This is a genomic window from Chthonobacter rhizosphaerae, assembly GCF_013839525.1.
GTDB classification, from domain to species: domain Bacteria; phylum Pseudomonadota; class Alphaproteobacteria; order Rhizobiales; family Pleomorphomonadaceae; genus Chthonobacter; species Chthonobacter rhizosphaerae.
In genome coordinates this window covers 31935-56990 of record NZ_JACDIS010000012.1, presented here as the reverse complement: position 1 = coordinate 56990, position 25056 = coordinate 31935, and the positions used below count along the sequence as shown (strand labels likewise).

Here is a 25056-nt window from a genome sequence, read left to right as displayed (position 1 = left end):
ATCGCCGAAACCGGACCGGGGGCTTGGCCGTTGAACCACAGCCGGCGCGCCACAACGACGACGAGGCCTGATGCGAGACAGAGACGATCAGCGCCGCATCGACCGCCTCGGCGCGCTTCTGGCGGGGATCGGAGCCCTCGCGGCGGTCCTCCTGCCCTTCGTGATCGCCAAGCCGAATCGGATCGTGGCCGGCGAGCCATTAGGCCTCGTCGCGGCCCTGCCGGGCGCGGCGGGATGGCCGGTCGCGGCCGTCCTCCTGTTGGCGGGCGTGCTCACGATCTTGGACCGGCGGCCGGGGGTCCGGCTGGCGGTGGCGGGGGCGGCGCTCGCCGCCGTCTGCCTGGCGGTGGGCGTCGCCGCCGACGGGCTGACGCCCGAGGGCGACCGCTACGGGCGGGTGTCGCCCGGCGGTGCCTTCTGGCTCCTGGCGGCGGTGTCGCTGCTCGCCGCCACCGACGCGCTCGCCCGGATGAGCCTGCGGCCGGCCGGCCGGATCGGCGCGCTCGTGATCGCGGCCGGCGCGACGGCGGCGCTGCTGGCCTCCGGGGCCTGGGCGGACCTTTCCTTCATGCGCGAATACGCGGCCCGGGCGGACGTGTTCTGGCGCGAGGCGGCGCGCCACGGGGTGCTGGCGGTCGGGTCGCTGGCGGCGGCCATCGCGATGGGGCTGCCGCTCGGCATCCTCTGCCACCGGTCGGCGCGGCTCCGGCAGGCGCTGATGCCCACGCTGACGCTGATCCAGACCATCCCGAGCATGGCGCTGTTCGGCATCCTGATGGCGCCGCTCGGCGCACTGGCGGCGGCCCTGCCGCTGGCGCACGACCTCGGCATCCGCGGCATCGGCCTCGCCCCGGCGCTCCTGGCGCTCTTTCTCTATGCCCTGCTGCCCGTGGTGGCGAACACGGCCGTCGGGCTCGCCGACGTGCCGGCGGCCGTGACGGACGCAGGGCGCGGCATGGGGCTGACGGACCGCCAGCTGCTGACGCGGGTGGAACTGCCCCTCGCCTTCCCGGTGATCCTCACCGGCATCCGGATCGTTCTCGTTCAGAACATCGGCCTTGCCACGGTGGCGGCGCTGATCGGCGGCGGCGGCTTCGGCACCTTCGTGTTCCAGGGCATCGGCCAGACGGCCATGGACCTGGTGCTCCTCGGGGCCGTGCCGACCATCGCCCTCGCCTTCGCGTCCGCCGTGATCCTCGACGCAGCCGCCGAGGCGGCCCGGAGACGCCCCGCATGATCGAACTCGACCACGTGACCAAGCGCTACGGCGACGCCGCCGTGGTGGACGACGTGAGCCTGACGGTGGAGCGCGGCACCATCATGGTGATCGTGGGCACGTCCGGCTCGGGCAAGTCCACGCTCCTGAGGATGATCAACCGGCTGGTGGCGCCGACCAAAGGCCGCATCCTGATCGACGGACGGGACACGGCCGGCCTGCCGGAGCACGACCTGCGGCGCGGCATCGGCTACGCGATCCAGGGGCACGGCCTGTTTCCGCACCGGACCGTGGCGGAGAACATCGCCACCGTGCCGCGGCTCCTGAAGTGGGAGAAGGACCGGGTCGACGAGCGGATCGACGCGCTTCTGGCGGCGTTCGCGCTGGAGCCCGGGCTCTTTCGCGACAAGTATCCGCACCAGCTTTCGGGCGGCGAGCAGCAGCGGGTGGGCGTGGCGCGGGCGCTGGCGGCCGACCCGGCGGTGCTCCTGATGGACGAACCATTCGGGGCGCTCGATCCCATCATCCGCGACAAGGCGCAGGAGGATCTCCTGGCGGTGCAGCGGCGGCTGGGCACCACCGTGGTGCTCGTCACCCACGACATGGACGAGGCGTTCCGGCTGGGCCATCGGGTGGCCGTGATGGCGGACGGGCGCGTGCGGCAGGTGGGGACGCCCGCCGACCTGCTGACCCGGCCGGCGGACGCCTTCGTGTCGCGCCTGACCGGCACGAACGACCGGGCGTTGAAGCTCCTCTCGGTCCGGCCCGTCGGCAGCGTGGTCTCGCCGGGGCCGGCGGACGGGCCGCCGCTGCCCGAGACGGCGAGCCTGCGGGACGCCCTGTCGGCGCTTCTGTGGAGCGGCGCGCGGGCGCTGCCGGTGGCGGACGCGAGCGGCCGCCCGCTCGGCCGGGTGACCCTCGACGCGGTGCTCGCGTCGGGGCGGGTCGGCTGATGCGGGTCGCGACGGCCCTGAGGCTAGCCCTGGTGGCGCTGCTGGCGGCCTTCCTGGCGGCGCCGGACTGGTTCGAGCCGGTGTTCGCGCCGTTGACGGAGAACGGCGCGCCGGCGATCTACCGGCAGGCGAGCCTCCTGCAGCTGACGATCGCGCACCTCGGCACGGTGGCCGTGGCTTCGCTGGCCGCGACCGTGGTGGCGGTGGGGCTCGGCATCTTCGTCAGCCGCCCGGCGGGAGCCGACTTCCTGCCGCTCTCCCGCGCCATCGTGAACGTGGGCCAGACCTTTCCGCCGGTGGCGGTGCTGGCGCTCGCCGTTCCGGCGGTCGGCTTCGGAACCGCCCCGACCCTGATCGCGCTCTTCCTCTACGGCCTGCTGCCGATCTTCGAGAACACGCTGGCGGGCCTGCGGCAGGTGCCGGCGGCGGTTCTCGACAGCGCGCGCGGCATGGGGCTGACCGGCCGACAGCGGCTGGTCGAGGTGGAACTGCCGCTCGCCTTGCCGGTGATCCTGGCCGGCGTGCGCTATTCGGTGGTGGTCAGCATCGGGACGGCGACGATCGGCTCCACGGTGGCGGCGCGCGGTCTCGGCGAGGTGATCATCGCGGGGCTGACGTCGGGCAACACGGCCTTCGTGCTCCAGGGCGGTCTGGTGGTGGGCGTGACCGCCGTGCTCATCCACGACGGGCTTCTGGCGGCCGAACGACGCGCCATGGCGGCGCGGGCTTCAAAAGCGTGAGCGCGGGCACGACATCAAGGATGGGATCGCACGGACCGCCTGCCGCGTTGTCCTGGCGAACCAACCGGAGTTTTCTGATGGACATCCTTCGCATCCTCATCGCCATCCTGCTGCCGCCGCTCGGCGTGTTCCTGCAGGTGGGCATCGGCCTGCACTTCTGGCTGAACATCCTCCTGACGATCCTCGGCTACATCCCGGGCATCATCCACGCGATCTGGGTGATCGTCCGGAAGTGACCCGCGCCGGCGCCGAAAGGCGCCGACCACGAACGGGGCCGCGCTCGTCGCCGCGAGGACGATGAGGAGCGCGGCCGCGATCCAGGGATTTGAGGCGATCAGCTCCGCGCCGGCGTAGTTGAGCGCGAAGGCGACCGGCACGACGCCCGCGAGGGTCGCGACCGCGAAGCGCCAGAAGGCGAGCGGCGTGAGGCCGGCCGCGTAGCTGACCGCGTCGAAGGACAGGAAGGGGACGAGGCGCGAGGCGAACACAACCGCCATCAGCCAGCCCTGCGATTCCCCCTTCTCCAGGCGCTCGAAGAATCCGCCCTTCGGCACGAGCCGGCGCACGGTGTCGCGGCCGAGGGTGCGGGCGATCAGGAAGGCCGCGATGGAGCCGAGTTCGGCGCCGGCCACCGTGTAGACCGTGCCCCAGAGCGGGCCGAAGACGGCACCGGCCGCGACCGCGATCGGGGCGCTCGGGACAGGCGCCAGCACCACCGCCAACGCCTCGACGACGATGACGAGAATCGGACCGAGGGCGCCCTTCTCCTCCACCCAGCGGCGGACGGCGCCCTCGTCGGACACGTCGGGCATCAGGCCGAGCTTGCCGACGGCGAACCAGACGCCGGCGAGGCCGACGAGCACCAACCCGACCACCACGAGGCGGCGGATCTTCGCGGGAGGCTGGTCCTCTGGCGTCACGGGCGATCCTTCTCGTCGGCGGCGACGGCTCCACACGACCGGCCGGGCGGCGTCCATGAGAGAACGATCCCGCGCCGGTCGCGTTCGACCTTGGACATCATACTCCCTGAAGAACGGGACCTGCCCGGATGATCGAGGACCTCTGGTACAAGAACGCCGTCTTCTACTGCCTGTCGGTGGAGACCTTCATGGACTCCAACGGGGACGGGGTGGGCGATTTCGAAGGGCTCACCCGGCGGCTGGACTATCTGCACGGCCTCGGCATCACGGCCATCTGGCTGATGCCGTTCCAGCCCTCGCCCGGCAAGGACGACGGCTACGACGTGACGGACTATTACGACGTGGACCCGCGCTACGGCACGCTCGGCGACTTCGTGGAGTTCGCCCACGGCGCCAAGCAGCGCGGCATGCGCGTGATCATCGACCTCGTAGTGAACCACACGTCCGACCAGCATCCGTGGTTCCAGTCGGCCCGGTCGGACCCGAAATCACCCTACCGCGACTGGTACGTCTGGTCGAAGAAGAAACCGGCGAACGCGGACGAGGGCATGGTCTTCCCGGGCGTCCAGAAGACCACCTGGACCCGCGACGCGAAGGCGGGAGAATACTACTTCCACCGGTTCTACGAGCACCAGCCGGACCTCAACACGGCCAATCCGCACGTGCAGGCCGAAATCCTGAAGATCATGGGCTTCTGGCTGCAGCTCGGCGTGTCCGGCTTCCGCATGGACGCGGTGCCGTTCGTGATCGCCGAGAAGGGCGCGGCGGTGACCGAGCCGAAGCAGCAGTTCGGGATGCTGCGGCTGTTCCGCCAGTTCATCCAGTGGCGCCAGGGCGACAGCATCGTGCTCGCGGAAGCGAACGTGACGCCGGAGGAGAACATCAACTACTTCGGCGACGACGGCGACCGGCTGCAGATGATGTTCAATTTCCACGTCAACCAGCAGCTCTTTCTGGCGCTCGCCCAGGAGCGGGCCGAGCCCATCGTCAAGGCGCTCGACGACACGCGCCATCTGCCGGACGGGGCCCAGTGGGGCCTGCACCTGCGCAACCACGACGAACTGGACCTCGGGCGCCTCGGCGAGGAGGAGCGCGAGCAGGTGTTCGCGGCCTTCGGCCCGGAGGAGACGCACCAGCTCTATCACCGCGGCATCCGCCGACGCCTGGCGCCCATGATGGACGGGGACCTGCGGCGGCTGAAGCTCGCCTACTCGCTGATGTTCACCCTGCCGGGCGTGCCGGTGGTGCGCTACGGCGACGAGATCGGCATGGGCGACGACCTGTCCCTGCCGGAGCGCTATTGCGCGCGCACGCCGATGCAGTGGTCGGACGAGCCGCAGGGCGGGTTCACAAAGTCGGACAAGCCGGTGATGCCGGTGATCGCCGACGGGCCGTACGGATACCGCTACCTCAACGCCGCGGACCAGCGCCGGGACGCGGACAGCCTTCTCAACTGGCTGGAGCGGCTGATCCGGATGCGCAAGGAGATGCCGGAGGTGGCCTGGGGCGCCCACACGGCGCTCGACACCGGCACCCCGGAGGTGCTGGCCCTGCGCTACGACTGGCGCAACAACAGCGTGCTGTTCCTGCACAATCTGTCCAACTCCCCCCGGGAGATCGCCTTCCGGACCGGGCGCGACGGCGCGCCGCTCATCGACCTCCTCGGCCACGACCACCGTGAGGTTGAGAAGGGCGAGGCCTTCCGGGTGCTGATGGAGCCCTACGGCCTGCGCTGGTACCGGGTCGGCGGGCTCGACTACCTGCTGAGGCGCACCGAGATCTGACAAAACCCCCAACGTCGGGCGAGCGTGCAACGACAATCTATATGCGAACGGCATGCATGAGAATTTCCAGATTCGGTCAGTAATGGATGCCGCTTATTTGTCTGATGTTTGGTACACTGTTTCAAGAATAACCATGTATTAACCATTTCAGTCTCTACAATACTTCCCGTCAGGCTCGGGCACCGAGCCGAACGGGAGGTGGGGCATGGGACTGAAGTTGAAACTGGCGCACAAGATCGCGGCGATGTTCGCCGGGGTGACGCTGATGTCGGGCGTCGTGGCGCTGATGGTTTTCCAGTTGCATCACCGTCCCATGCTGGAGGCCGCGCTGGACCAGACCAACCTGGAGATCGCCGAGGCCATCGGAGACACGATCGACCGCAACCTTTTCGAGCGCTACGGCGACGCGCAGGCCTTCGGGCTCAACGAGGCGGCCCGGCTCGCGGCCAACCACCGCAATCCGCAGGAGACCAATCCGCTGGTGGCCGCCATGAACGGCTACATGCACCTCTACGGGATCTACCGGCTGGTGCTCCTGGTGGACACCCAGGGCAACGTCCTCGCGGTCAACAGCCGCGACGCTTCCGAACGCCCGATCCCGACCGCCACCTTCTACGGTCGGTCGTTCGCGGACGCCGCCTGGTTCAGGGACGCCATGGCGGGACGGTTCCTGGAGGGAACCGGCGGCCTGACCGGCACCGCCGTGCAGCAACCCGTGTTCGACCCGGAGGTGGCGCGCCTCTACGGCGACGACGGCATGGTGATCGTCTATTCCGCGCCGGTGCGGGACGAGACCGGGGCCGTCGTGGGCGTATGGGCGAACTTCGCCGACTTCCGCCTGGTGGACCAGATCGTCCAGTCGTTCAGCGCCAAGTTCGCCGAGAAGTACGACATGACCCACGTGGAGGTGGTCAACCAGGACGGGTTGATGCTCGTGGACATGGAGACCCGCGGCGGCGAGCCGATCACGGACTACACGCACGACCCGGACGTGATCCTGAAGCAGAGCATCGCGGAGGAGAGCGGCTTCCGGCTTTCCGACCTGCCGAACCGCGGCACGATCTCGAACGACGACCCGGAGACCGGCGCGCCCATCCAGATCTCCCACGTCCGCTCGGACGGCGCCTACGACTATCCGGGGCTCGGCTGGACCATCCTCGTGCGCATCCCCCTGAAGAGCGCCTATCCGGTGTTCGACGCCATGGAGCGGGAGGTCTCCGCGGCGGTCGGCTTCGTGGTTCTGGGCGTCACCGGGCTCGGCCTCGCCATCGGCCATCTGTTCGCGACGCCCATCAGCCGGACGGCCGCGACCCTCACCGGGCTCGCCTCCGGGACGGCGGAGGACCTGCCGTTCCAGAACAGGGCGGACGAGATCGGCGACATGGCCCGGGCCTATACGGCCTTGCGCGGCGAGGTTCTGGAGGCGTTCAAGCTGCGGCAGATCGTGGACGAGATGCCGCTGCCGATCATGCTGGTGGACACGATCCGGGGCGGCACGGTGACCTACACGAACCGGGCCTTCGACCTGGCGATCGCGCCCCACCGGGAAGCGCTGCCGGCCGAGATCGTGGGTGGCCGCGTGGCGGCGCTGCACCCGGACCTCGCCCAGGAGGACGCCCGCTTCTCCGGCGGCGCGCCCCTTTCGGGCACGGTGCGGCTCCGCCTGCGCTCGGCCCGCTTCGCCCTGCAGTTCTCGCCGGTGAGGGGCCGCGACGGCACGGTGACGGCGGCCCTCGTCGCCTGGATCGACGAGACGGAGCGCGCCGCGCTCGCCGACGACTTCCAGGCGCGGGTGAAGAGCGTGATCGACAGCCTGACCGAGACGTCCTTCGCCGTCGCCGGCAAGGCCGACGTGCTCGACAAGTCCACGGCGGCGTCGAGCCGCCAGTCCGCCTCGGTGAACACGGCGGCGGAGGCCGCGACCAGCGGCGTGGAGGCCGTGGCGGCGGCCTCCGAGGAGATGGTGTCGTCCATCTCCGAGATCGGCCGGCAGGTGGTCACCGCGCGGGACGTGACCTCCGGCGCCGTCACCCAGGTGGCGGAATCGGACCGGATCATCCGGGGCCTCGCGGAGTCCGCGCGCAAGATCGGCAGCGTCGTGTCGCTGATCAGCGACATCGCCGCCCAGACCAACCTGCTCGCCCTCAACGCCACGATCGAAGCCGCGCGGGCCGGCGACGCCGGACGGGGATTCGCGGTGGTCGCCACGGAGGTGAAGACCCTCGCCGAGCAGACGGCGCGGGCGACCGACGAGATCATCGTGCAGGTGCAGGAGATCCAGTCGGCGACCGGCGCGGCGGTGCAGTCGGTGGGGTCGATCTCGCAGGTGATCGGGACGGTGTCGGAGATCGCCGCGGGCATCGCCGCCGCCGTGGAGGAGCAGAGCGCCGCCACCCGGGAGATCACCCAGAGCATGGGACGATCGTTCGACGCCATCCGGTCGGTGTCGACCAGCATGGGCGACGTGAACCGGGCCGTGGCGGAGACCGCCACGGTGTCCGGCGAGCTCGGCCGGTCGGCCAAGGTGCTCGGCAACGAGACGAGCGAACTGGGCAGCGCGGTGAAGAACTTCCTCGACCGCCTGCGGCGGACCTGACGACGGGGGCCGGGGGGCCGGAGCCGCCGACGGGCGGCTCCGCGACCGGCCGGGCGTCAGTCGGCCCCGGCGATGCGCAGCACCGAGGCGTCGGACTCGTCGGTGATCACGTAGAGGGCGCCGTCCGGGCCCTGCGCCACGTCGCGGATGCGCTTGCCGAGGTCGGTGAGGAGCCGCTCCTCGTGCACCACCTTGCCGCCGTCGAGCTCCAGGCGGACGAGCGCCTGGGACCGCAGGCCGCCGACGAACAGGTCGCCCTTCCACTCCGGCACGGCGTCGCCGGAGTAGAACAGCATGCCGGACGGGGCGATCACGGGCGTCCACTGGTAGATCGGATCGACCATGCCCTCGGCGCGGGCCTCGCCCGTGCCGACCGGCGACCCGTTGTAGTTCACGCCGAACGACACCTTCGGCCAGCCGTAGTTCTTGCCGGGCTCGGCGATGTTGATCTCGTCGCCGCCCCTCGGGCCGTGTTCGACGACCCAGAGCTGGCCGGTGGCCGGGTTGATGGCCGCCGACTGGATGTTGCGGTGGCCGTAGGACCAGATCTCCGGCAGCCCGCCCTCGCCGGACGCGAACGGGTTGTCCGGCGGCACGGAACCGTCCTCGTTGATGCGGACGACCTTGCCGAGATGGGACTTGAGATCCTGAGCCTGGCCGCGGAACTGCTCGTCCGACCGCTCGCCGAGGCCGACGAAGATGCGGCCGTCGCCGTCGAACACGATGCGCGAGCCATAGTGCTTGGTGCTCGCCACCTTGGGCTTCTGCGAGAAGATCACCACCACGTCGGAAAGGCCGCGGCCGTCTTCCGAGAGCTTTCCGCGGGCGAGCGCGGTGGAATTGACGCGACCCTGGCCCGGCTCGGAGAAGGTGAAATAGACGAGCCGGTTGCGGGCGAAGTCCGGGTGCACGGCGATGTCGAGAAGACCGCCCTGGTCGCGGGCGTCCACGTCCGGCACCCCGGCGATCGGATCGGAGAGGGTGCCGTCGGGCGAAACGGTGCGCAGGGTGCCGCCCTTCTCGGTGATCAGCATGGAGCCGTCGGGCAGGAAGTCGATGCCCCACGGGTCGGCGAGGCCCTCGGCCACAGGCGTCACCTCGATCGCGCCACGCTCGGTCTCGTAGGTTTCGGCCAGGGCCGGCCCCGACATCAGGGCTGCGACACCGGCGGCGAGAACGAAGCGTTTCATGGGATCCTCCATCAGCGACAAGGCTCGTCTCCGCGCGCCGGGAGGCGCGCGCCTGCACGGGAGATGGCGACGCCCCCTTCCAGTTCCAGCCCCCGGCCGGGCGACCGGTTGGCCGGGAGAGCCGGGACAGGAGAGGCAACGTGCCGGAACCCGGCGAAACCGTGCGATCCCGGCCCTGGAGACGGCGCGCGCCTCGGCCATCAAAAGGCCCATCACTTCCCTGTGACTGGCGGCTCAGCCGACGGTCGCGCCCGTCCGTTCGCACCGTGGGCCCTGTCGCGCGCCGGTCGCGCAGGAACCGCGGTCGGGGGCGCGGGGTTGGCGGACGTCGGGCGCGGCCCGGCTCGGACCTGATGGGAGGACCACCCGCCATGACGCCTGCAACGCCCGGCACCGACCGGACGGCCGACCCGCGGCTGCGTCTCGTCTCCCGCCTCCTTTTGGCGGCGGCGCTGACGATCGCCACGCCCGCGATCGCGCAAGGACCGGCGGATGCGCCGCCGCCCGCCGCCGAGGCCCCGGCCCAGCCGCAGCAGGAGCCCCGCCCGACGAGCGGCATCCTCAGCCTGCTGCCCCAGGGCACCACCACCCGCCACAGCCTGAAGGCCGGCGACGTGGTGCTCGACTACATGGTGACGGCCGGCACCCAGTCGCTGCGCGACGGGACCGGCACGGTGACCGCCGACATCTTCCACGTGGCCTACCGGCTGGCGGACGGCGCCAAGGACCGGCCGGTGACCTTCGTGTTCAACGGCGGACCGGGAGCGGCGTCCGCCTACCTGCATCTGGGGGCGCTCGGGCCGCGGGTGATCGACACCTCGGCGGCGGGCGACTTCCTGCCGCCGCCCCAGCGGCTGATCGACAACCCGGACACGTGGCTGGACCTGACCGACCTGGTGTTCGTGGATCCGCCGGGCACCGGCTACAGCCGCGGCGCGGACCAGGACCAGGAGGCGCGCTTCTGGTCGGTGGACCGGGACGCGGAGGCGATGGCGGCCTTCATCCGGCTCTATCTGCAGTCGAACGACCGCATGGGCGCGCCGGTGTATCTGGCCGGCGAGAGCTATGGCGGCTTCCGGGCGGCGCGGCTGGCCAAGACCCTGCAGGAGACCGCCGGCATCGCGCCGAGCGGGGCCATCCTGATCTCGCCGGCCCTTGAGTTCTCGCTCCTCTACGGGGAGGACTACGAGCCGCTGACCTGGGCGCTGACCCTGCCTTCCCTCGCCGCCGTGCGCCTGGAGAAGGAGGGCGTGCGCGGCGGCGGCGCCCTCAGGGAGCGCCTCGCCGAGGTGGAGCGCTACGCCCTGTCCGACTACCTGGTCGCGCTCGCCGCGGGCGCCGAGGCCGCGGCCGAGCGGGCGGGCGAGACCGTGGCGCGCTACACCGGCCTGCCGGTCGAGGAGGTTCGGCGGCGCTATGCCCGGGTGCCCGTGTCGGTCTTCATCAAGCAGTTCGACAAAGGCCGGCTGCTCAGCCGCTACGACGGCTCGATCGCCGGGCCGGACGTGGCGCCGGAGGCGAACAACCCGCTGGGGCCGGATCCGATCCTGGACCGGAGCGTGCCGGCGCTGACCTCCGCGTTCGTCGCCTATGCGCGGGACGAACTGGGCTACCGGACCGACATCACCTACCGGCTTCTGAACAGCGACATCGCCGGCCGGTGGGATTATGGCGGCGGCGGCTCGCGCCAGGGCTATGCGGGCGTCCTCGGCGACCTGCAGGAGGCGCGCGCGCTCAATCCGGCGCTCGAGGTGCTGATCGTGCACGGCTACACGGACCTCGTCACGCCCTACATGGCGTCGGAATACCTGGTCCGGCAGCTGCCGCCGCTGATCGGCGCCCGGCCGATCCGCACCCGCGTCTACGAAGGCGGCCACATGATGTACCTGAGGGCGGACGCCCGGCGGGCGCTGAAGGAGGACGTGCGCTCGGTCTACGCCGCCGGCGGCTCGCCCGGCGAGCCGTGAGCGCCCGAGGCGACCGCGACGGACGGCCCGCTCAGGCGCCGATCAGGTGGAGGACCACCTCGCGCCGGTGCGGGCGGCTGCGGTGCTCGAAGAGGTAGATCCCCTGCCAGGTGCCGAGCACCGGGCGGCCGTTCGCGACCGGAATGGAGAGCTGGACGGTGGTGAGCGCGGTGCGCAGGTGGGCCGGCATGTCGTCCGGACCCTCGTCCGCGTGCACATAGCGGTGCGGGTCCTCCGGCGCGATCGTCTCGAAGAAAGCCTGGAGGTCGGTCCTGACGTCCGGGTCGGCGTTCTCCTGGATCAGGAGGGACGCGGACGTGTGCCGGCAGAAGACCGTGAGGAGGCCCGTGCCGATCCCCTCCCCGGCCACCCAGTCGACCACCGGTCGGGTGATCTCCACGAGGCCCTTGCCGCGCGTGCCGATGGTGAGGGTGTGGAGGGACTGGCGCATGGGACGCGTCCGGGGGTGGCCGATCAGGCGGCGGATCGACACGGGTGTCCGGATCGCGCGGACCGCGCCGTGACGATAGAAGCCGTGACGATGAGGGCCGTGACGGTGAGGATCGATGGAGGGAGTGGTAGCAGAGGGCGGATTCGAACCGCCGACCTACGGGTTATGAGTCCGTCGCTCTAACCACCTGAGCTACTCTGCTATCGCCGGGGCGGCGCGGCCGTGCCGTCCGCCCGAAGCGCTGTCGGTATAGTGTCCCCCGCGCCGGCCTGTCAAGCGAGAGCGAGCGGATCGAGCGGACCCGGTCGCGACGCCGCTCGGCAAGGTCCGGGCGGCCGTCACTTCACCACTTCGAACTCCAGCAGGCGGTAGAAGCCGCCGAGACCCGCCGCCTTGTTCGAGAGCAGGCGCACGCCCGGCAGGGCCGCCAGGGTGGAGACGCGGATGGTGGTGTTCCAGCCGAGGAGCCGGCCCATGGGGGACAGGAGGCCGCCCACCTTGGCCCGCAGCCCGTCCTCCGGCGCGAAGTGGCTGACCGCCAGGATACGGCCGCCGGGGCGGACGATGCGCCGCATCTCGGCCATGACGCGCGCCGGGTCGGGCACGACGGTCATGACGTACATGGCCATGGCGCAGTCGAACGAATCGTCGGCGAATTCGAGGCGCGCGGCGTCCATCTCCAGGATGGCCTCCACGTTGGACAGCTTCTTCGCGGCGATCCGCTCGCGGGCCTTCGCCAGCATGTCCGGCGACAGGTCGATGCCGGTGACGCGCATGGAGGACGGATAGTCCGGCAGCGAGATGCCAGTGCCGACGCCCACCTCCAGGACGCGCCGGGTGTCCGGCTTTAGGGCCGCCACGGCGGCGCGGCGGGAGGATTCCATGATCAGGCCGAACACCAGATCGTAGACCGGCGCCCACCGCGCGTAGGCCGAGATGACGTCCGTCGCCCGCATGGCGGTCTCGATCGCGGTTTCCCCCTCGCGCGCCGCGCGTGCCCGATCCTGCGTCATCGCTCCGTCCCTTCGATGAGTGTTGCCGGCGGTGAATGGTGCCGGCTGGCCCGCTCAACCGGCGGCCAGGGCCTTCTGTTCCGTGGACGCACGGCCGGACGCCGTGATGGCATCCGTGCGTGTCGCCCTGATGAACCCGCCGCCGAGCACCCGGGCATCGTCGCCCGGACCGTCGTAGAAGACGCAGGCCTGGCCGGGCGCCACGCCGAACTCGCCCTCCAGGAGGTCGACGGAGATCTCCCCGCCGTCCGCATGGAGCGTCGCCGGCTGCGGCGGGCGGCTGGAGCGCACCTTGGCGTAGATGGCGAGCCCGCCCGCCGGCAGATCGGCGAGCGCGCCGTCGCCGATCCAGTTCACGTCCCGGAGCGCCAGCCGCCGGGTCATGAGCGCCTCGCGCGGGCCGACCACGACGCGGCGGGTGGCCGCATCGAGCCGGATCACGAAGAGCGGCTCGCCGGTGGCGACGCCGAGGCCGCGCCGCTGGCCGACCGTGTAGTGGATGATGCCGTCGTGCCGGCCGAGCACCCGGCCGTCCACATGGACGATCTCGCCGCCCGAGGCCGACTCCGGCTTCAGCTTCTCGATCACGTCCGCATACTTGCCCTGGGGGACGAAGCAGATGTCCTGGCTGTCGTGCTTGTCGGCCACCACGAGGCCGAACGCGCGGGCGAGCTCGCGCACCTCCGGCTTGGAGAGGCCGCCGAGGGGGAAGCGCAGATAGTCCAGCTGCTCCGGCGTGGTGGCGAACAGGAAATAGCTCTGGTCCCGGTCGAGATCGACCGGCCGGTAGAGCGCCCGCCGGCCGGACGGAGCAAGGCCGGAGCGCACGTAGTGGCCGGTCGCGAGGGCGGCGGCGCCGAGCTGGCGGGCGGTGTCGAGGAGGTCGGAGAACTTGACCGTCTGGTTGCAGGACACGCACGGGATCGGCGTCTCGCCGGCGATGTAGCTCTCGGCGAACCGGTCGATCACCTGGTCGCGGAAGCGGGACTCGTAGTCGAGCACATAGTGCGGGATGCCGAGGCTGGCGGCCACCTGGCGGGCGTCGTGGATGTCCTGGCCGGCGCAGCAGGCGCCCTTGCGGTGGGTCGCCTCGCCATGGTCGTAGAGCTGCAGGGTGACGCCAACCACGTCGTAGCCTTCGCGCTTCAGGAGGCCGGCGACCACGGACGAATCCACGCCGCCCGACATCGCCACGACGACGCGGGTGTCTTCGGGCCTGCCCGGAAGATCGAGGGAATTCAACATCGGTCGCTTCTCGCTTCTGGCCGCCTCGGCCGTCTTGACTGGAACGCGGGCGCGCCGCCCGCGCGTTCCCCCGCACGTCTCCTCCGGTCGGTCGCCTCGCGGTTCCCTGCCTTGTCGCCGAGCCGCGCCCGATCCGGCCGCCCCGGCAAGCTTTGCCGGGCTCCCGGCACCCGATGCCGGGTCCGGCCCGCGCCGGTTCTGGGCCGACAGCTCTCAGCTGGGCGGAACCTAGCCAAAAATCAAGCGCTTGTCACCGCGCGCGGCCGTGGCCCGCTCCTTGCTGAGCCTCGGGCGGTCAGTAGGGTTGAGTCATGTCCGAAACCGCGTTTCCCGCGTTCCTGCCCGTCGCGCCCGTGATGCCGCACCCGTCTCCGCCGGTCTCGGCCGAAGGACCGGCCGAAACGACCCTGTTCTCCGGCCTCCTGAAGGCCGTGTCCACGACCGCGTCCGCCGACGCGGACGGCGGGCCGACCGCCGACGGCGCCGCTGCGACGACCACACGCCGCACCGGCGTGTTCGCCGCCTTCGCGCTGCTGACCGAAGAGGTGCTGCCCGCCGGAGCGCCGACGCCCGCGCCGCAGACGGCCGGCGAGACCTTGGCCGACACCCTCGTTCCGGGCGGCGCGGCCGGCTCCGGCGAAAGCGAGGGCGAGGGCGAGGGCGAGGGCGAGGGCGAGGAGATCAGTTCGCTATTTGCCGGGCTCAAGGCCGGCGCAACGGATGCGGCGGAGACGATCGCGCCTCCCGTGGGCGACCCCGAGACGGAAGCCGCCGATGTCCAGGGCGCGACGGACGGCGTGCGGGCCGATGGCGTGGACGAGACGGCGGCGGTCATCCCGCAGGTGCAGACGAGTCCGCCGCCGGCGCAACCGGTGTACCCGGCCGCCGGCCTCGAGGCGGGCGAGCCGATCGACGAGAGCACCGTCGCGGTCCCGCCGGCCGGGACCGCGGTGACGGGCACGCCGTCCGGCGGCGCCGCCAGCGGCGCCTATTCGTCCGCCGCCGAAGCCTTCGCGGCCGCGCTCCTCGGCGCCCTGGAGGAGGTGACCAAGGCGGTTCCGGACCCGGAGACGATTGACGAGACGGGCGACGAGACGACCGGGGACCAGGACGGGACGCCGACGCCCGCCGGCGCCTCGACCGCGACCGGTTCCGCGACTGCCGTGACGGCGACCCTGCCCGGCGAGGCGAGCGCGGCTGCCGCGCCGGACCCGGCCGACGCGCCGGTGACGGCGGCCCTATCGCACGCGCCGCCGAGCGCGTCGGGCATCCCCTCCGCCGACGCGGATCTGGCGGCCTTGCTGGCGGCCCTGCAGCTGGCCGGCACGGACGAGACCGACGGGCGGACGTCGCCTCCGGCGACACCCTCCGGACCGGCGACGGCGACCGGAACGCCCGCCTCCGACGCGCCCGGCCGTCCGGCCGTCGATCAGCCGGCCGTGCCACCCGGCTTGACCCGCGCGGCTACCGAGGTGGCGGAGGCGCTCGCCAGGCTCGCCGCCAAGAGCGGGGCCGAGATCACCGTGACGACAACGCCGGCGACGCCGGCGACCGCGGCCGAGGTCCAGCCGGCGACCGTGCAGCAGCCGGTCGAGAGCGATCCGACCGGTGAACCGGCGGTCGTCGAAGCCGTGGCGCAGGCCGCGGTGAAGTCGCCGTCGTCGGCGGACGGACAGGCGCAGGCGGCGGGCGGCCCGTTCGCCACCTTGCCGACGCCTGGTGCTCCGGCCGGCGCTGGTCCGGCCGGCATGACGCCGGACACGGCCGCGGCGGCCGCGACGGTCTTCGCACCTGAAGCCGACCCGGTCGTCGAGGCCGCTGAGCTTTCGGCCGAGACCGGCCCGGAGGCGGCCGAACCCGGCGAGCCGGACGCCCTCGCCGCCCTGGATGCCTCCGACGACGGCCTCGGGACGTCCGATGACGGCGGCGACGGAGCCGGCGACCCGGAACCCGGCCCGGAGGCCAAGGCCGACGCGAAGGAGCCCGCCGCACCTGACGCCGAGCCCTTCCTGGTGGATCCCGGCCGCCAGGACATGGCCGCCCAGCGGACCGCCTCCCCGCTCGCGGCGGCCGCACTCGCCTTCGCGGCCCGGCTGAAGGGCGAGCCCATGGGGCTAGACCGGGCCGAGGCCAATCAGGCGGGCCTTACTCCGCTCTCCGGAGCGCCCGGACTTCACGCCGGCCAATCCGCCGCTCCGGCAATGGGATCGGCCTTCATGCCATCGCAGCCGACGGTGCCGATGGGGCAGCTCGGCATGGAGATCGCCCGGCAGGCGCTGGCCGGGGAGACGAGCTTCCAGATCCGGCTCGATCCCGCCGATCTCGGCCGAGTGGACGTGCGCCTGGAGCTTTCGGAGAGCGGCGAGGCCAAGGCCCACCTGACCGTGGAGCGGCGCGACACGCTGGATCTCCTCAGCCGCGACCAGCGCGCCCTGGAGCGGGCGCTGCGGGAAGCGGGCTTCGAGGCCAAGGACGGTTCGGTCTCCCTGTCGCTGCGCCAGAACGGCTCGGGCGACGGCCAGGCCCGCCACGGCCAGCCGGACGAACCGCCGAACGGCCGCGGCCGGTCGGGCTGGACCTCCGACGACACCGGGAGCGACGAGCGATCAGCCCGTCCCGCCCTCGACCTCTACCGTCCCCGCAGGGACTCGCTTCTCGACGTCCGGATCTAAGGGCAAGGACCGCATCTGATGGCCACCGTCGGCAGTTCCACCGGCTCGACCGGCACCACGACCCAGACGTCCTCGAGCGCGTCGGCCACCCAGAAGGTGCTGGCCAACTACGACACCTTCCTGTCGCTGCTGACCACCCAGCTTCGGGTCCAGAATCCGCTGGAGCCCATGGACGCGGAGAAGTTCACCGAGCAGCTGGTGCAGTTCTCCGCCGTGGAGCAGCAGATCCAGACCAACAAGAACCTGGAGGCCATGCTGTCGGCGCTGGTGTCCGGGTCGGCGCTCAACCTCGTGAACTACATCGGCAAGACCATCGAGGCGGAATCGAGCACCACCAAGCTGGAGAACGGCCAGGCGCTGTGGAAGGTGAGCGCCGCCTCGGCGGCCCCGCGCAGTACCGCGACCATCCGCAACAGCGCCGGCGCCGTGGTCTTCTCCGGTCCCGTGGATCTGACCTCGGGCGAGAACACCTACGCGTGGGACGGCAAGACGGCCACCGGCGCCACGGCTCCGGACGGCAACTACACGATCACGTTCGATGCCCGGTCGGGGACGGACGCCACGGTGGCGGTGACGACCCGAGTCTCCGGGACGGTGACGGCCATCGACACCTCCACCAGCGAGCCGTTCCTGACGGTGAACGGCGCCAAGGTGCCGCTGTCGGAAATCCTGTCCGTGCGGATGTGAGGCGCCTCCCGCCGCAGGTTCGGGCCGGGGGCCCGGCGACGTGCGCCCGGTGACGTCGGATCGAGGTCAGGCCGCGGCAAAATGTTCGGCCGCGAGTCTTCCCGAGTAAAAGCCAAGTGCTGCAGGAGTCATATCGAATAACGGCCGGAATCGGCGATTCCGATCCGGGGAGAGCGGCAGGGGTTAATGGGTATTAACCGGATTGATCGATTGCAAATTGCGCTTCGTTCACCCAAATCGCCCGCCACATCAAGTTCTTACCTAATTGTTTCCAGGCGATTAGCCGATTTTTAAAAGCCGTCGCGTATTGTCCAACACTGACAGGTCAAGTTCAGTGTGAGAGTACGATGACCGAGCAGATGCGTCCCCGCGTAAAATATGTGATCGGCCCGGATGGGAGTCCCCTGACGATCGCCGATCTCCCCCCGGAGGACACCAAGCGTTGGGTAATCCGGCGGAAAGCCGAGGTCGTCGCAGCGGTCCGTGGTGGTCTTCTTTCCCTCGAAGAGGCTTGCAAGCGCTACACCCTCACGGTTGAAGAATTCCTGTCCTGGCAGCAATCGATCGACAAGCACGGGCTTGCCGGTCTGCGCGCCACCCGCGTTCAGCAGTATCGCCCTTGAGGCGAATCGCCCGACCGACGACCCTCTCTTGCAAAGGCCGGCTCCGCCGGCCTTTTTCTTTGGCTGGAGCATCGCCGGAGACGGCGGTCGGGCGTGGCCGCCCGGCACAATTTGCCCAGTCGCTGTGGCGAAAAGCTCACCATGTCCGGCAGAAAGCCCCAGGCGCTTCCCCGGGCGGACAGACCGTTAATCAGTTGTTTACCAACACATGCGGAAATTCCTGCCTATCAAGCGCAAGGCGGTCCGGGGGTGGATCGCCGCTCACCGGCAGCGATCGCGGACCACACCGACCGTGGCTCCTTCTCCCCGAAGGGCGGACGGCGGGCGGACCGGCTTCGGCGGTCGGATCCGGTGAGGCGACCATGGACGGCGGACCGGAGACGACGGACAAGTGAACGGGCTGGCGGAACTCGTCAAATCGCTGGGACCCGCCCGGATCGCGGCCATGGGCGCCGTCGCGCTCGGCCTCGTCGGCTTCTTCGCCTACATCATGCTGCGCTACAACGAGGTGAGCGAGGCGCCCCTCTACACCAGCCTCGGCCTGGAGGACTCCGCCGCCATCGTGCGCGAGCTGGAGGCCGCCAACATCCCCTTCACCCTGCGCCAGGACGGATCGGCCATCTTCGTGCCGGAGACCGAGGTGACGCGGCTCAGGATGCGCTTCGCCGAGGAAGGCCTGCCGGCGGGCGGCGGCGTCGGCTACGAGATCTTCGACAAGACGGACGCGCTCGGGACCACGAGCTTCGTCCAGAACGTGAACGCCCTCCGGGCGCTGGAGGGCGAGCTCGCCCGCACGATCCGGGCGATCAACCGGGTGGAGCAGGCGCGCGTGCACCTGGTGCTGCCGGAACGGCAGCTGTTCCGCCAGGAGACCCAGAAGCCGACCGCCTCGATCGTCCTGAAGACCCGCGGCGTGCTGGAGACGGCGCAGATCCGGGCCATCCAGCACCTCGTCGCCTCGGCGGTGAACGGCCTGGAGCCGACGAGGATCTCGATTGTGGACGAAGCCGGCCGGCTGCTCGCCGAAGGGACCGGCGACGACACCTCGGCCACCTTCCTCGCCTCCAGCGCCGACGAGCGGACGCTCGCCTTCCAGCGCCAGGTGGAGGACCGGGTCCGCGACATCGTGGAGAGCGTCGTCGGCGCCGGACGGGCCCGGGTGAAGGTGGCCGCGGAGCTGGACTTCAACCGCGTTTCGGAAACGCGCGACCTGTTCGACCCGAACGGCCAGGTGGTGCGCTCCACCCAGACGCGGGAGGAGAGCTCCTCGTCGCGGGAGGCGGCCGACGGCCAGGTGACCGCCGCCAACCAGGTGCCGAACGCCGGGCCGAACGCCCCGGCGGGCGACCAGCCCCAGAGCCAGGACCAAAGCTCGGTCGCCGAGGAGACGATCAACTACGAGATCTCGAAGACCACCCGCACCGAAGTGACCGAGATGGGCGGCGTGAAGCGCCTGTCGGTGGCCGTGGTGGTGGACGGGCGCTGGCAGACCGGCGACGACGGGGTCCAGACCTACGTTCCGCGCGCCGACGATGAGCTGCAGCAGATCCAGGCGCTGGTGCGCACCGCCATGGGCTTCGACCAGAACCGGGGCGACCAGGTGGAGGTGGTGAACCTGCAGTTCGCCGACGGCCCGCCCAAGGTGGCCACCGACGGGGCCGAGGCCGGCCTGTTCGACTTCAGCCGCCAGGACCTGATGCGCTTCGCCGAGATGGGCGTGATGCTGGTGCTCACCATCCTGGTGCTGCTGTTCGCCGTGCGGCCGCTGATCCGCCGCATCCTGTCGCCGGAGGTGGTGACCGAGCACCGGGAGATCACCGCCCAGATCACCGGGCCCGACGGCCAGCCCGTCACCATGGTGCTGAACGCCAGCGGCGAACTGGTTCCGGCGGAGCCGGGCCAGGCGCCCGCGACCCCGCTCCTGGAGGCGCCGACGGGCAACCAGGCGCGCATCGAGGAGGCCAAGGCCCAGGGCGCCGCCCAGATGGACCAGATCCGCCGTGTCGGCAACCTCGTCGGCGAGAACCCCAACGAGGCCGCCATCATCATCCGTACCTGGCTTTCGGAGGCCGCGTAGTCCATGGCCGCAGTATCCGGACAACTGACCGCCAGAGGCGGCACCCTCACCCTCTCGACGACCGAAGGCATCCAGCGCGAGCTGACCGGGCCGGAAAAGGCGGCCGTCATGATGCTGGCGCTCGGCGACCGCTTCGGGGCGCCGGTGTGGAAGTCGCTCGACGAGATCGAGATCAAGCACCTGTCGCTCGCCATGTCGAAGCTGGGGCCGATCACGCCGACCATGCTGGACGACCTGCTCGTCGAGTTCGTCACCAAGGTGTCGTCGTCCGGAGCCCTGATGGGCAACTTCGACACGACGGAACGCCTGCTCCTCTCCGTGCTGCCCGGCGACAAGGTGGCGGCCATCATGGAGGAGATCCGCGGACCGGCGGGCCGCAACATGTGGGAGAAGCTCTCCAACGTCCAGGAGAACATCCTCGCCAACTACCTGAAGAACGAATACCCGCAGACGGTCGCGGTGGTGCTGTCCAAGATCAAGGCGGACCATGCCGCCCGGGTGCTGTCGATCCTGCCGGACGAGTTCGCCCTGGAGGTGGTGAACCGCATGCTGAAGATGGAGGCGGTGCAGAAGGACGTGCTCGACAAGGTGGAGCAGACGCTCCGGGTGGAGTTCATGTCCAACCTCACCAACACCCAGCGGCGCGACAGCCACGAACTGATGGCGGAGATCTTCAACAACTTCGACCGCACCACCGAGGCTCGCTTCCTGACCTCGCTGGAGGAGGAGAACCGGGACGCCGCGGACCGCATCAAGGCGCTGATGTTCACCTTCGACGACCTCGGCAAGCTGGACAGCGCCGCCATCCAGACGCTGCTGCGCAACGTGGAGAAGGACAAGCTCGGCCTCGCCCTCAAGGGCGCGAAGGAAAGCGTGCGCGACTTCTTCTTCTCCAACATGTCCCAGCGCGCCGCCGCGCTCCTGCGCGAGGATATGGAGGCCATGGGCCCGGTGCGCCTTCGCGACGTGGACGAGGCCCAGGCCACGATGATCAACATCGCCAAGGACCTCGCCGCCAAGGGCGAGATCATGATCAGCAAGAACAAGGGCGAGGACGACCTCGTCATCTGACCCCTGCCGGTTGAGGACCGCCCCGACGGGGCACCGGTTGCGGCGCCCCTTTCGGCGGACCTGGAAAGAGAATGCGACGGATCAACGACATGGCATCGCCCGCCCGCTTCCTGTTCGACACGGACTTCGCGGCGCCGCCTCCGGCCCCGGAGCCGGCGGCGCCGGCGGTGCCGACCATCGAGGTGTCCGCCCACGAGGCGCTGCTGGCCGCCGCCGAAGCGGCCGCGTTCGACCGCGGCTTCGCGGCTGGCCGCGGGGCCGAGGAGGCGCGCCAGACGACCCGTCTCGCCGAGGAGGCGACGCGCCTCGTCAGCGTCGCCCAGTCGATCCTGGCGGTGCTCGACGCCGACCGGGCGCGGGTTGAGGCGGACGCCGCCCGCGTGGCGACGATGGTGGGGACGCGGATCGCCGGCCGGCTGATCGAGCTCCACCCGGAGGAGCGCATCCTCGCGCTCGTGTCCGAGGCGCTCGCGCCGCTGCGCAAGGCTCCGCACCTCGTCATCCGCATGGCCGCGGAGGACGCCGGCTCGATCCGCGGCGCGCTCGACCGCATCGTCCAGGAGCGCGGCTTCGAGGGCCGGCTCGTGGTGCTGGGCGAGCCGGACATCGCCCGGGGCGACTGCCGCATCGAATGGGCCGACGGCGGGATCGTGCTCGACCGGGCCGCCACCGAGGCGGCGATCGCCCAGGCCCTCGACACCCATCTGGCCCTGATCGCGCCGGCCCCGGCCGACGATCCGGCCGAGCGGAGCTGACCCCATGGCCGACGAGACCGACGGCATTCCTTTCGACACCCACACGGCCGGCCCGCGGCGCGAGGAGGACGAGGATCCGAACCTCGCCCACTCGGCCGCCGAACTGGAGGCCGTGTTCGACGTGCCCGTGCGGGTCTCGGCCATCCTCGGCCGGGCCCGCATGCAGGTGCACGACCTTCTGAAGCTCTCGCCCGGCAACGTGCTGGAGCTCGACCGCAAGGTCGGCGAGGCCATCGACGTCTACGTGAACGACCGGCTCGTCGCCCGCGGCGAGGTGGTGCTCGTGGACAACAAGCTCGGCGTCACCATGACCGAGATCATCAAGACCGAGCGGTGAGGACGAAACCATGCGGCTCCTGATCGTCGGAACATTGGAAGGCCAGTTGACCGTCGCCACCCGGATGGCGATGGACAAGGGCGCCTCGGTGATCCACGCCGACACCCTGGACATGGCGCTGAGGACCCTGCGCTCCGGGCGCGGCGCCGACCTCGTGATGATCGACGTGGCGCTGCCGATCGCCAGCCTGATCGCCGACCTGGAGGCGGAGCGCATCCATGTGCCGGTCGTCGCCTGCGGGACGGCGACGGACGCGCGGGCGGCGGTGGCGGCCATCCGGGCGGGCGCGAAGGAATACATTCCCCTGCCGCCGGATGCGGACCTGATCGCCGCCATCCTGTCGGCGGTCACGGCCGGCGGCCACGACCTGATCGTGCGCGACGACCTGATGGCGGCGGTGGTGAAGCTCGCCGACCAGGTGGCGCCGTCGGAGGCCTCCATCCTGATCACCGGCGAGAGCGGCACCGGCAAGGAGGTGCTGGCCCGCCACGTGCACCGGCGCTCCAACCGGGCGGACAAGCCGTTCGTGTCGGTGAACTGCGCCGCCATTCCGGAGAACCTCCTGGAATCGGAGCTGTTCGGCCACGAGAAGGGCGCCTTCACCGGCGCGGTCGCGCGGCGCGTGGGCAAGTTCGAGGAGGCGAGCGGCGGAACGCTGCTCCTCGACGAGATTTCCGAGATGGACGTGCGGCTGCAGGCCAAGCTCCTGCGCGCCATCCAGGAGCGGGTGATCGACCGGGTCGGCGGATCGAAGCCGGTGCCGGTGGACATCCGCATCATCGCGACGTCCAACCGCGTGCTGGCGGACGCGGTGCGCGAGGGCACGTTCCGCGAGGATCTTCTCTACCGGCTGAACGTCGTGAACCTGAAGATTCCGCCGCTCCGCGACCGGCCGGCCGACATCGTGGCCCTCGCCGAGCACTTCGCCCGCAAGTACGCGGAGGTGAACGGGGTGCCGGTGCGGTCCATCGCGGTGGACGCCAAGCGCGAACTGGTGGCCGCCCGCTGGCCGGGGAACGTGCGCGAACTGGAGAACACGCTGCACCGCGCGGTGCTGCTGGCCACCGGGCCTGAGATCGGCGTGGACGCGATCCGCTCGCCGGACGGGGCGAGGCTCGATCCGCGGATGGAGAGCCGGCCGCACGACGCCGCGAGCCGGGCCGCCCAGACCGCGGAGGCGATCACCCGCGCGCTGGTCGGGCGGACGGTCGCGACCGTGGAACGCGACCTGATCCTGGACACGCTCGACCACTGCCTCGGCAACCGGACGCACGCCGCGAAGATCCTCGGGATCTCCATTCGGACACTCCGCAACAAGCTGAACGAGTATGCGGCGGACGGAATTGCGGTTCCCGAACCCGGGACGGCGCGAACCCAGATCGCTTGATTCTGATGACGGAGTGCCATTATAACGTACGGTAATCGGTGACGGAGCCACTACGCATTTAGTGTTTTGGATACAAGAAGTGCGTATAAGAATCTGGAGCCGGCCGCATGACTCGGGGAGGACGGGCGCGACTCGGCGAAAAGACCCACTGGTGAGGAGCCGGGGATGGTCGCTCAAGTCTGGGTGGTGGCTCCGTCCACCGATGCCGCCAATCGCGTCGCGGGCTTCATCGCCCCGATCGGGGACGCCATCGCGCTCGTCAGCGCGGCGGTCGCCGACTACAACTTCCCGCCTCAGCCGGTGATCGTGTTCGACGTGGATCTTCAGGATCCGGCCGTCATCAAGCTGGTGCGCGAAGCCCTTCGGCGCATGACCGATCCGATCAGCATCTTCTGCGTCAACGAGAAGAACCGCCAGCAGGCCGTGCAGACCAACGCCCTCGGGGCGGCCGCGGTGATCACCCGCCCGATCAATCCGGACCGGCTGGTGCGCACCATCCGCGACTGCCTGCCGGTCCGGCGCGGACCGTCCCGCGCCGCCGCGCGGCCGGCCCCGGTCGCCCCGGCGCCGAAGGTGGATCCGAAGGACCCGTCCCAGTCCGTCTCGATCGGCTCGGGCGTGCTCACGCATTTCTTCGAGGGCATGGCGTCCGGGCGGGCGGTGAACGGCAGCGTGGTGACCAACGCGGTGACGGCCATCCAGGCGAGCATCGACGTGGTGGGCCTGGACCAGTGGCTGGAGGACGTGCGGCGCTATCACACCGGGACGTTCCAGCACTGCCTGCTCGTCACCGGAATCTCGGCCGCGTTCGCCCGCCGCCTGGGCCTCGACGACAAGGCCCGCGCCGCCCTCACCACGGCCGCCATCCTGCACGACATCGGCAAGGCGAAGATCCCGCTGCAGATCCTCGACAAGGCCGGCAAGCTGACGGAAGCCGAATTCCACATCATGAAGCGGCACGCGGCGGCCGGAGCCGCCTATCTGGAGAGCCACAAGGTGGTGTCGCCGGACATCATCGCCATGGTGCGCCACCACCATGAGCAGTTGGACGGCTCCGGCTATCCGGATGGCCTGACCGGGGCCCAGATCTCCCCCCTCACCCGCATGCTGACCATCGCCGACGTGTTCGCCGCCCTCATCGAGGTGCGGAACTACAAGCTGCCGCTGACGGCCGAAAAGGCCTACGGCCTGCTCCAGGAGATGGCGCGCGCCGGCAAGCTGGACACGACCCTGGTGGCCGCCTTCGCGCCCGTCGCCAAGGAGATCACCGTGGCGGCCGCGGGCGCGCTGCAGCGGAAGGCGTTCTGACCACCTCCCCCTCCGCTCCGCCGTCCCGACCGACGCCGTCGCGCCCCTCGCGCCCGCGCACGAC

The 25056-nt window shown here is 70.7% G+C and carries 20 protein-coding genes, 1 tRNA gene and 1 pseudogene; 16 read left to right on the top strand and 6 right to left on the bottom strand.

Annotation, left to right across the window (positions count from 1 at the left end; translation table 11 throughout):
* The first annotated feature begins 70 nt into the window (after positions 1 to 70).
* From HND91_RS18450 to HND91_RS18435, 4 genes are all read left to right on the top strand, one after another.
* The gene (locus HND91_RS18450) at positions 71 to 1237 is read left to right on the top strand and encodes an ABC transporter permease (protein WP_181708080.1); all 1167 of its coding nucleotides are present in this window, start codon (positions 71 to 73) and stop codon (positions 1235 to 1237) included.
* Complete coding sequence (locus HND91_RS18445) at positions 1234 to 2169, top strand: ABC transporter ATP-binding protein (RefSeq protein ID WP_181708079.1); 936 nt, start codon at positions 1234 to 1236, stop codon at positions 2167 to 2169. Before HND91_RS18450 ends, HND91_RS18445 begins: the two co-directional genes overlap by 4 nt.
* Positions 2169 to 2909: an ABC transporter permease gene (locus HND91_RS18440; protein ID WP_181708078.1), complete on the top strand. Its 741-nt coding sequence runs from the start codon at positions 2169 to 2171 to the stop codon at positions 2907 to 2909. Before HND91_RS18445 ends, HND91_RS18440 begins: the two co-directional genes overlap by 1 nt.
* A 77-nt stretch (positions 2910 to 2986) precedes the next feature.
* Positions 2987 to 3145: a YqaE/Pmp3 family membrane protein gene (locus HND91_RS18435; protein WP_181708147.1), complete on the top strand. Its 159-nt coding sequence runs from the start codon at positions 2987 to 2989 to the stop codon at positions 3143 to 3145.
* 117 nt (positions 3146 to 3262) lie between these two features.
* Here HND91_RS18435 and HND91_RS22890 read toward each other — a convergent pair.
* A pseudogene (locus HND91_RS22890) lies at positions 3263 to 3721 on the bottom strand (TVP38/TMEM64 family protein); the annotation flags it as partial.
* Positions 3722 to 3957: 236 nt separating this feature from the next.
* On the opposite strand from HND91_RS22890, the gene HND91_RS18430 reads away from it, so the two are divergent.
* Positions 3958 to 5613 carry an alpha-amylase family protein gene (locus HND91_RS18430; protein ID WP_181708077.1) on the top strand — a complete coding sequence of 552 codons (1656 nt, stop codon included), beginning with the start codon at positions 3958 to 3960 and terminating at the stop codon, positions 5611 to 5613.
* Between the two features lie 205 nt (positions 5614 to 5818).
* Positions 5819 to 8209, top strand: a complete 2391-nt coding sequence (locus HND91_RS18425) for a methyl-accepting chemotaxis protein (RefSeq protein ID WP_181708076.1) — start codon at positions 5819 to 5821, stop codon at positions 8207 to 8209.
* Between the two features lie 56 nt (positions 8210 to 8265).
* On the opposite strand, the gene HND91_RS18420 is transcribed toward HND91_RS18425, so the two are convergent.
* Positions 8266 to 9399, bottom strand: coding sequence for a PQQ-dependent sugar dehydrogenase (locus tag HND91_RS18420; protein WP_181708075.1), 1134 nt, complete (start codon positions 9397 to 9399; stop codon positions 8266 to 8268).
* Positions 9400 to 9770: 371 nt separating this feature from the next.
* On the opposite strand from HND91_RS18420, the gene HND91_RS18415 reads away from it, so the two are divergent.
* Positions 9771 to 11366, top strand: a complete 1596-nt coding sequence (locus HND91_RS18415) for a S10 family peptidase (protein WP_181708074.1) — start codon at positions 9771 to 9773, stop codon at positions 11364 to 11366.
* A 31-nt stretch (positions 11367 to 11397) separates the two neighbouring features.
* On the opposite strand, the gene HND91_RS18410 is transcribed toward HND91_RS18415, so the two are convergent.
* From HND91_RS18410 to mnmA, 4 genes are all read right to left on the bottom strand, one after another.
* Entirely contained in the window at positions 11398 to 11817 is a 420-nt protein-coding gene (locus tag HND91_RS18410) for a secondary thiamine-phosphate synthase enzyme YjbQ (RefSeq protein ID WP_181708073.1), read from the bottom strand.
* A gap of 125 nt (positions 11818 to 11942) precedes the next feature.
* Positions 11943 to 12019, bottom strand: a tRNA-Met gene (locus HND91_RS18405).
* 136 nt (positions 12020 to 12155) lie between these two features.
* On the bottom strand, positions 12156 to 12830 hold the full coding sequence (locus tag HND91_RS18400) for a class I SAM-dependent methyltransferase (RefSeq protein WP_181708072.1): 675 nt from the start codon (positions 12828 to 12830) through the stop codon (positions 12156 to 12158).
* A gap of 54 nt (positions 12831 to 12884) precedes the next feature.
* Positions 12885 to 14072 (bottom strand): tRNA 2-thiouridine(34) synthase MnmA, encoded by a 1188-nt coding sequence (gene mnmA, locus HND91_RS18395; RefSeq protein ID WP_181708146.1) that lies wholly within the window; start codon positions 14070 to 14072, stop codon positions 12885 to 12887.
* 314 nt (positions 14073 to 14386) lie between these two features.
* Between mnmA and HND91_RS18390 the strand changes: the two genes are divergently transcribed.
* From HND91_RS18390 to HND91_RS18350, 9 genes are all read left to right on the top strand, one after another.
* Entirely contained in the window at positions 14387 to 16747 is a 2361-nt protein-coding gene (locus HND91_RS18390; protein ID WP_181708071.1) for a flagellar hook-length control protein FliK, read from the top strand.
* 18 nt (positions 16748 to 16765) lie between these two features.
* A complete protein-coding gene (locus HND91_RS18385) occupies positions 16766 to 17434 on the top strand; it encodes a flagellar hook assembly protein FlgD (protein WP_181708070.1) in 669 nt (222 codons plus the stop codon).
* Between the two features lie 347 nt (positions 17435 to 17781).
* Positions 17782 to 18057: a CtrA inhibitor SciP gene (sciP, locus tag HND91_RS18380; RefSeq protein WP_075215430.1), complete on the top strand. Its 276-nt coding sequence runs from the start codon at positions 17782 to 17784 to the stop codon at positions 18055 to 18057.
* Between the two features lie 391 nt (positions 18058 to 18448).
* Positions 18449 to 20134 (top strand): flagellar basal-body MS-ring/collar protein FliF, encoded by a 1686-nt coding sequence (gene fliF / locus HND91_RS18375; protein ID WP_181708069.1) that lies wholly within the window; start codon positions 18449 to 18451, stop codon positions 20132 to 20134.
* A gap of 3 nt (positions 20135 to 20137) precedes the next feature.
* Complete coding sequence (gene fliG / locus HND91_RS18370; RefSeq protein WP_181708068.1) at positions 20138 to 21205, top strand: flagellar motor switch protein FliG; 1068 nt, start codon at positions 20138 to 20140, stop codon at positions 21203 to 21205.
* A gap of 89 nt (positions 21206 to 21294) precedes the next feature.
* Entirely contained in the window at positions 21295 to 21960 is a 666-nt protein-coding gene (locus HND91_RS18365; protein WP_181708067.1) for a FliH/SctL family protein, read from the top strand.
* 4 nt (positions 21961 to 21964) lie between these two features.
* Positions 21965 to 22297, top strand: coding sequence for a flagellar motor switch protein FliN (fliN, locus tag HND91_RS18360; protein WP_181708066.1), 333 nt, complete (start codon positions 21965 to 21967; stop codon positions 22295 to 22297).
* Between the two features lie 10 nt (positions 22298 to 22307).
* Positions 22308 to 23684, top strand: coding sequence for a sigma-54-dependent transcriptional regulator FlbD (gene flbD, locus HND91_RS18355; RefSeq protein WP_181708065.1), 1377 nt, complete (start codon positions 22308 to 22310; stop codon positions 23682 to 23684).
* A gap of 165 nt (positions 23685 to 23849) precedes the next feature.
* Positions 23850 to 24992, top strand: a complete 1143-nt coding sequence (locus HND91_RS18350; RefSeq protein WP_181708064.1) for an HD domain-containing phosphohydrolase — start codon at positions 23850 to 23852, stop codon at positions 24990 to 24992.
* Positions 24993 to 25056: the final 64 nt, after the last annotated feature.

What these genes read in the sequence shown, in the direction of transcription:
- HND91_RS18450 (WP_181708080.1), top strand. Translation starts at nt 71, where the DNA reads ATGCGAGACAGAGACGATCAGCGCCGCATCGACCGCCTCGGCGCGCTT.
- HND91_RS18445 (WP_181708079.1), top strand. Translation starts at nt 1,234, where the DNA reads ATGATCGAACTCGACCACGTGACCAAGCGCTACGGCGACGCCGCCGTG.
- HND91_RS18440 (WP_181708078.1), top strand. Translation starts at nt 2,169, where the DNA reads ATGCGGGTCGCGACGGCCCTGAGGCTAGCCCTGGTGGCGCTGCTGGCG.
- HND91_RS18435 (WP_181708147.1), top strand. Translation starts at nt 2,987, where the DNA reads ATGGACATCCTTCGCATCCTCATCGCCATCCTGCTGCCGCCGCTCGGC.
- HND91_RS18430 (WP_181708077.1), top strand. Translation starts at nt 3,958, where the DNA reads ATGATCGAGGACCTCTGGTACAAGAACGCCGTCTTCTACTGCCTGTCG.
- HND91_RS18425 (WP_181708076.1), top strand. Translation starts at nt 5,819, where the DNA reads ATGGGACTGAAGTTGAAACTGGCGCACAAGATCGCGGCGATGTTCGCC.
- HND91_RS18420 (WP_181708075.1), bottom strand. Translation starts at nt 9,399, where the DNA reads ATGAAACGCTTCGTTCTCGCCGCCGGTGTCGCAGCCCTGATGTCGGGG.
- HND91_RS18415 (WP_181708074.1), top strand. Translation starts at nt 9,771, where the DNA reads ATGACGCCTGCAACGCCCGGCACCGACCGGACGGCCGACCCGCGGCTG.
- HND91_RS18410 (WP_181708073.1), bottom strand. Translation starts at nt 11,817, where the DNA reads ATGCGCCAGTCCCTCCACACCCTCACCATCGGCACGCGCGGCAAGGGC.
- HND91_RS18400 (WP_181708072.1), bottom strand. Translation starts at nt 12,830, where the DNA reads ATGACGCAGGATCGGGCACGCGCGGCGCGCGAGGGGGAAACCGCGATC.
- HND91_RS18390 (WP_181708071.1), top strand. Translation starts at nt 14,387, where the DNA reads ATGTCCGAAACCGCGTTTCCCGCGTTCCTGCCCGTCGCGCCCGTGATG.
- HND91_RS18385 (WP_181708070.1), top strand. Translation starts at nt 16,766, where the DNA reads ATGGCCACCGTCGGCAGTTCCACCGGCTCGACCGGCACCACGACCCAG.
- sciP (WP_075215430.1), top strand. Translation starts at nt 17,782, where the DNA reads ATGACCGAGCAGATGCGTCCCCGCGTAAAATATGTGATCGGCCCGGAT.
- fliG (WP_181708068.1), top strand. Translation starts at nt 20,138, where the DNA reads ATGGCCGCAGTATCCGGACAACTGACCGCCAGAGGCGGCACCCTCACC.
- HND91_RS18365 (WP_181708067.1), top strand. Translation starts at nt 21,295, where the DNA reads ATGGCATCGCCCGCCCGCTTCCTGTTCGACACGGACTTCGCGGCGCCG.
- fliN (WP_181708066.1), top strand. Translation starts at nt 21,965, where the DNA reads ATGGCCGACGAGACCGACGGCATTCCTTTCGACACCCACACGGCCGGC.
- flbD (WP_181708065.1), top strand. Translation starts at nt 22,308, where the DNA reads ATGCGGCTCCTGATCGTCGGAACATTGGAAGGCCAGTTGACCGTCGCC.
- HND91_RS18350 (WP_181708064.1), top strand. Translation starts at nt 23,850, where the DNA reads ATGGTCGCTCAAGTCTGGGTGGTGGCTCCGTCCACCGATGCCGCCAAT.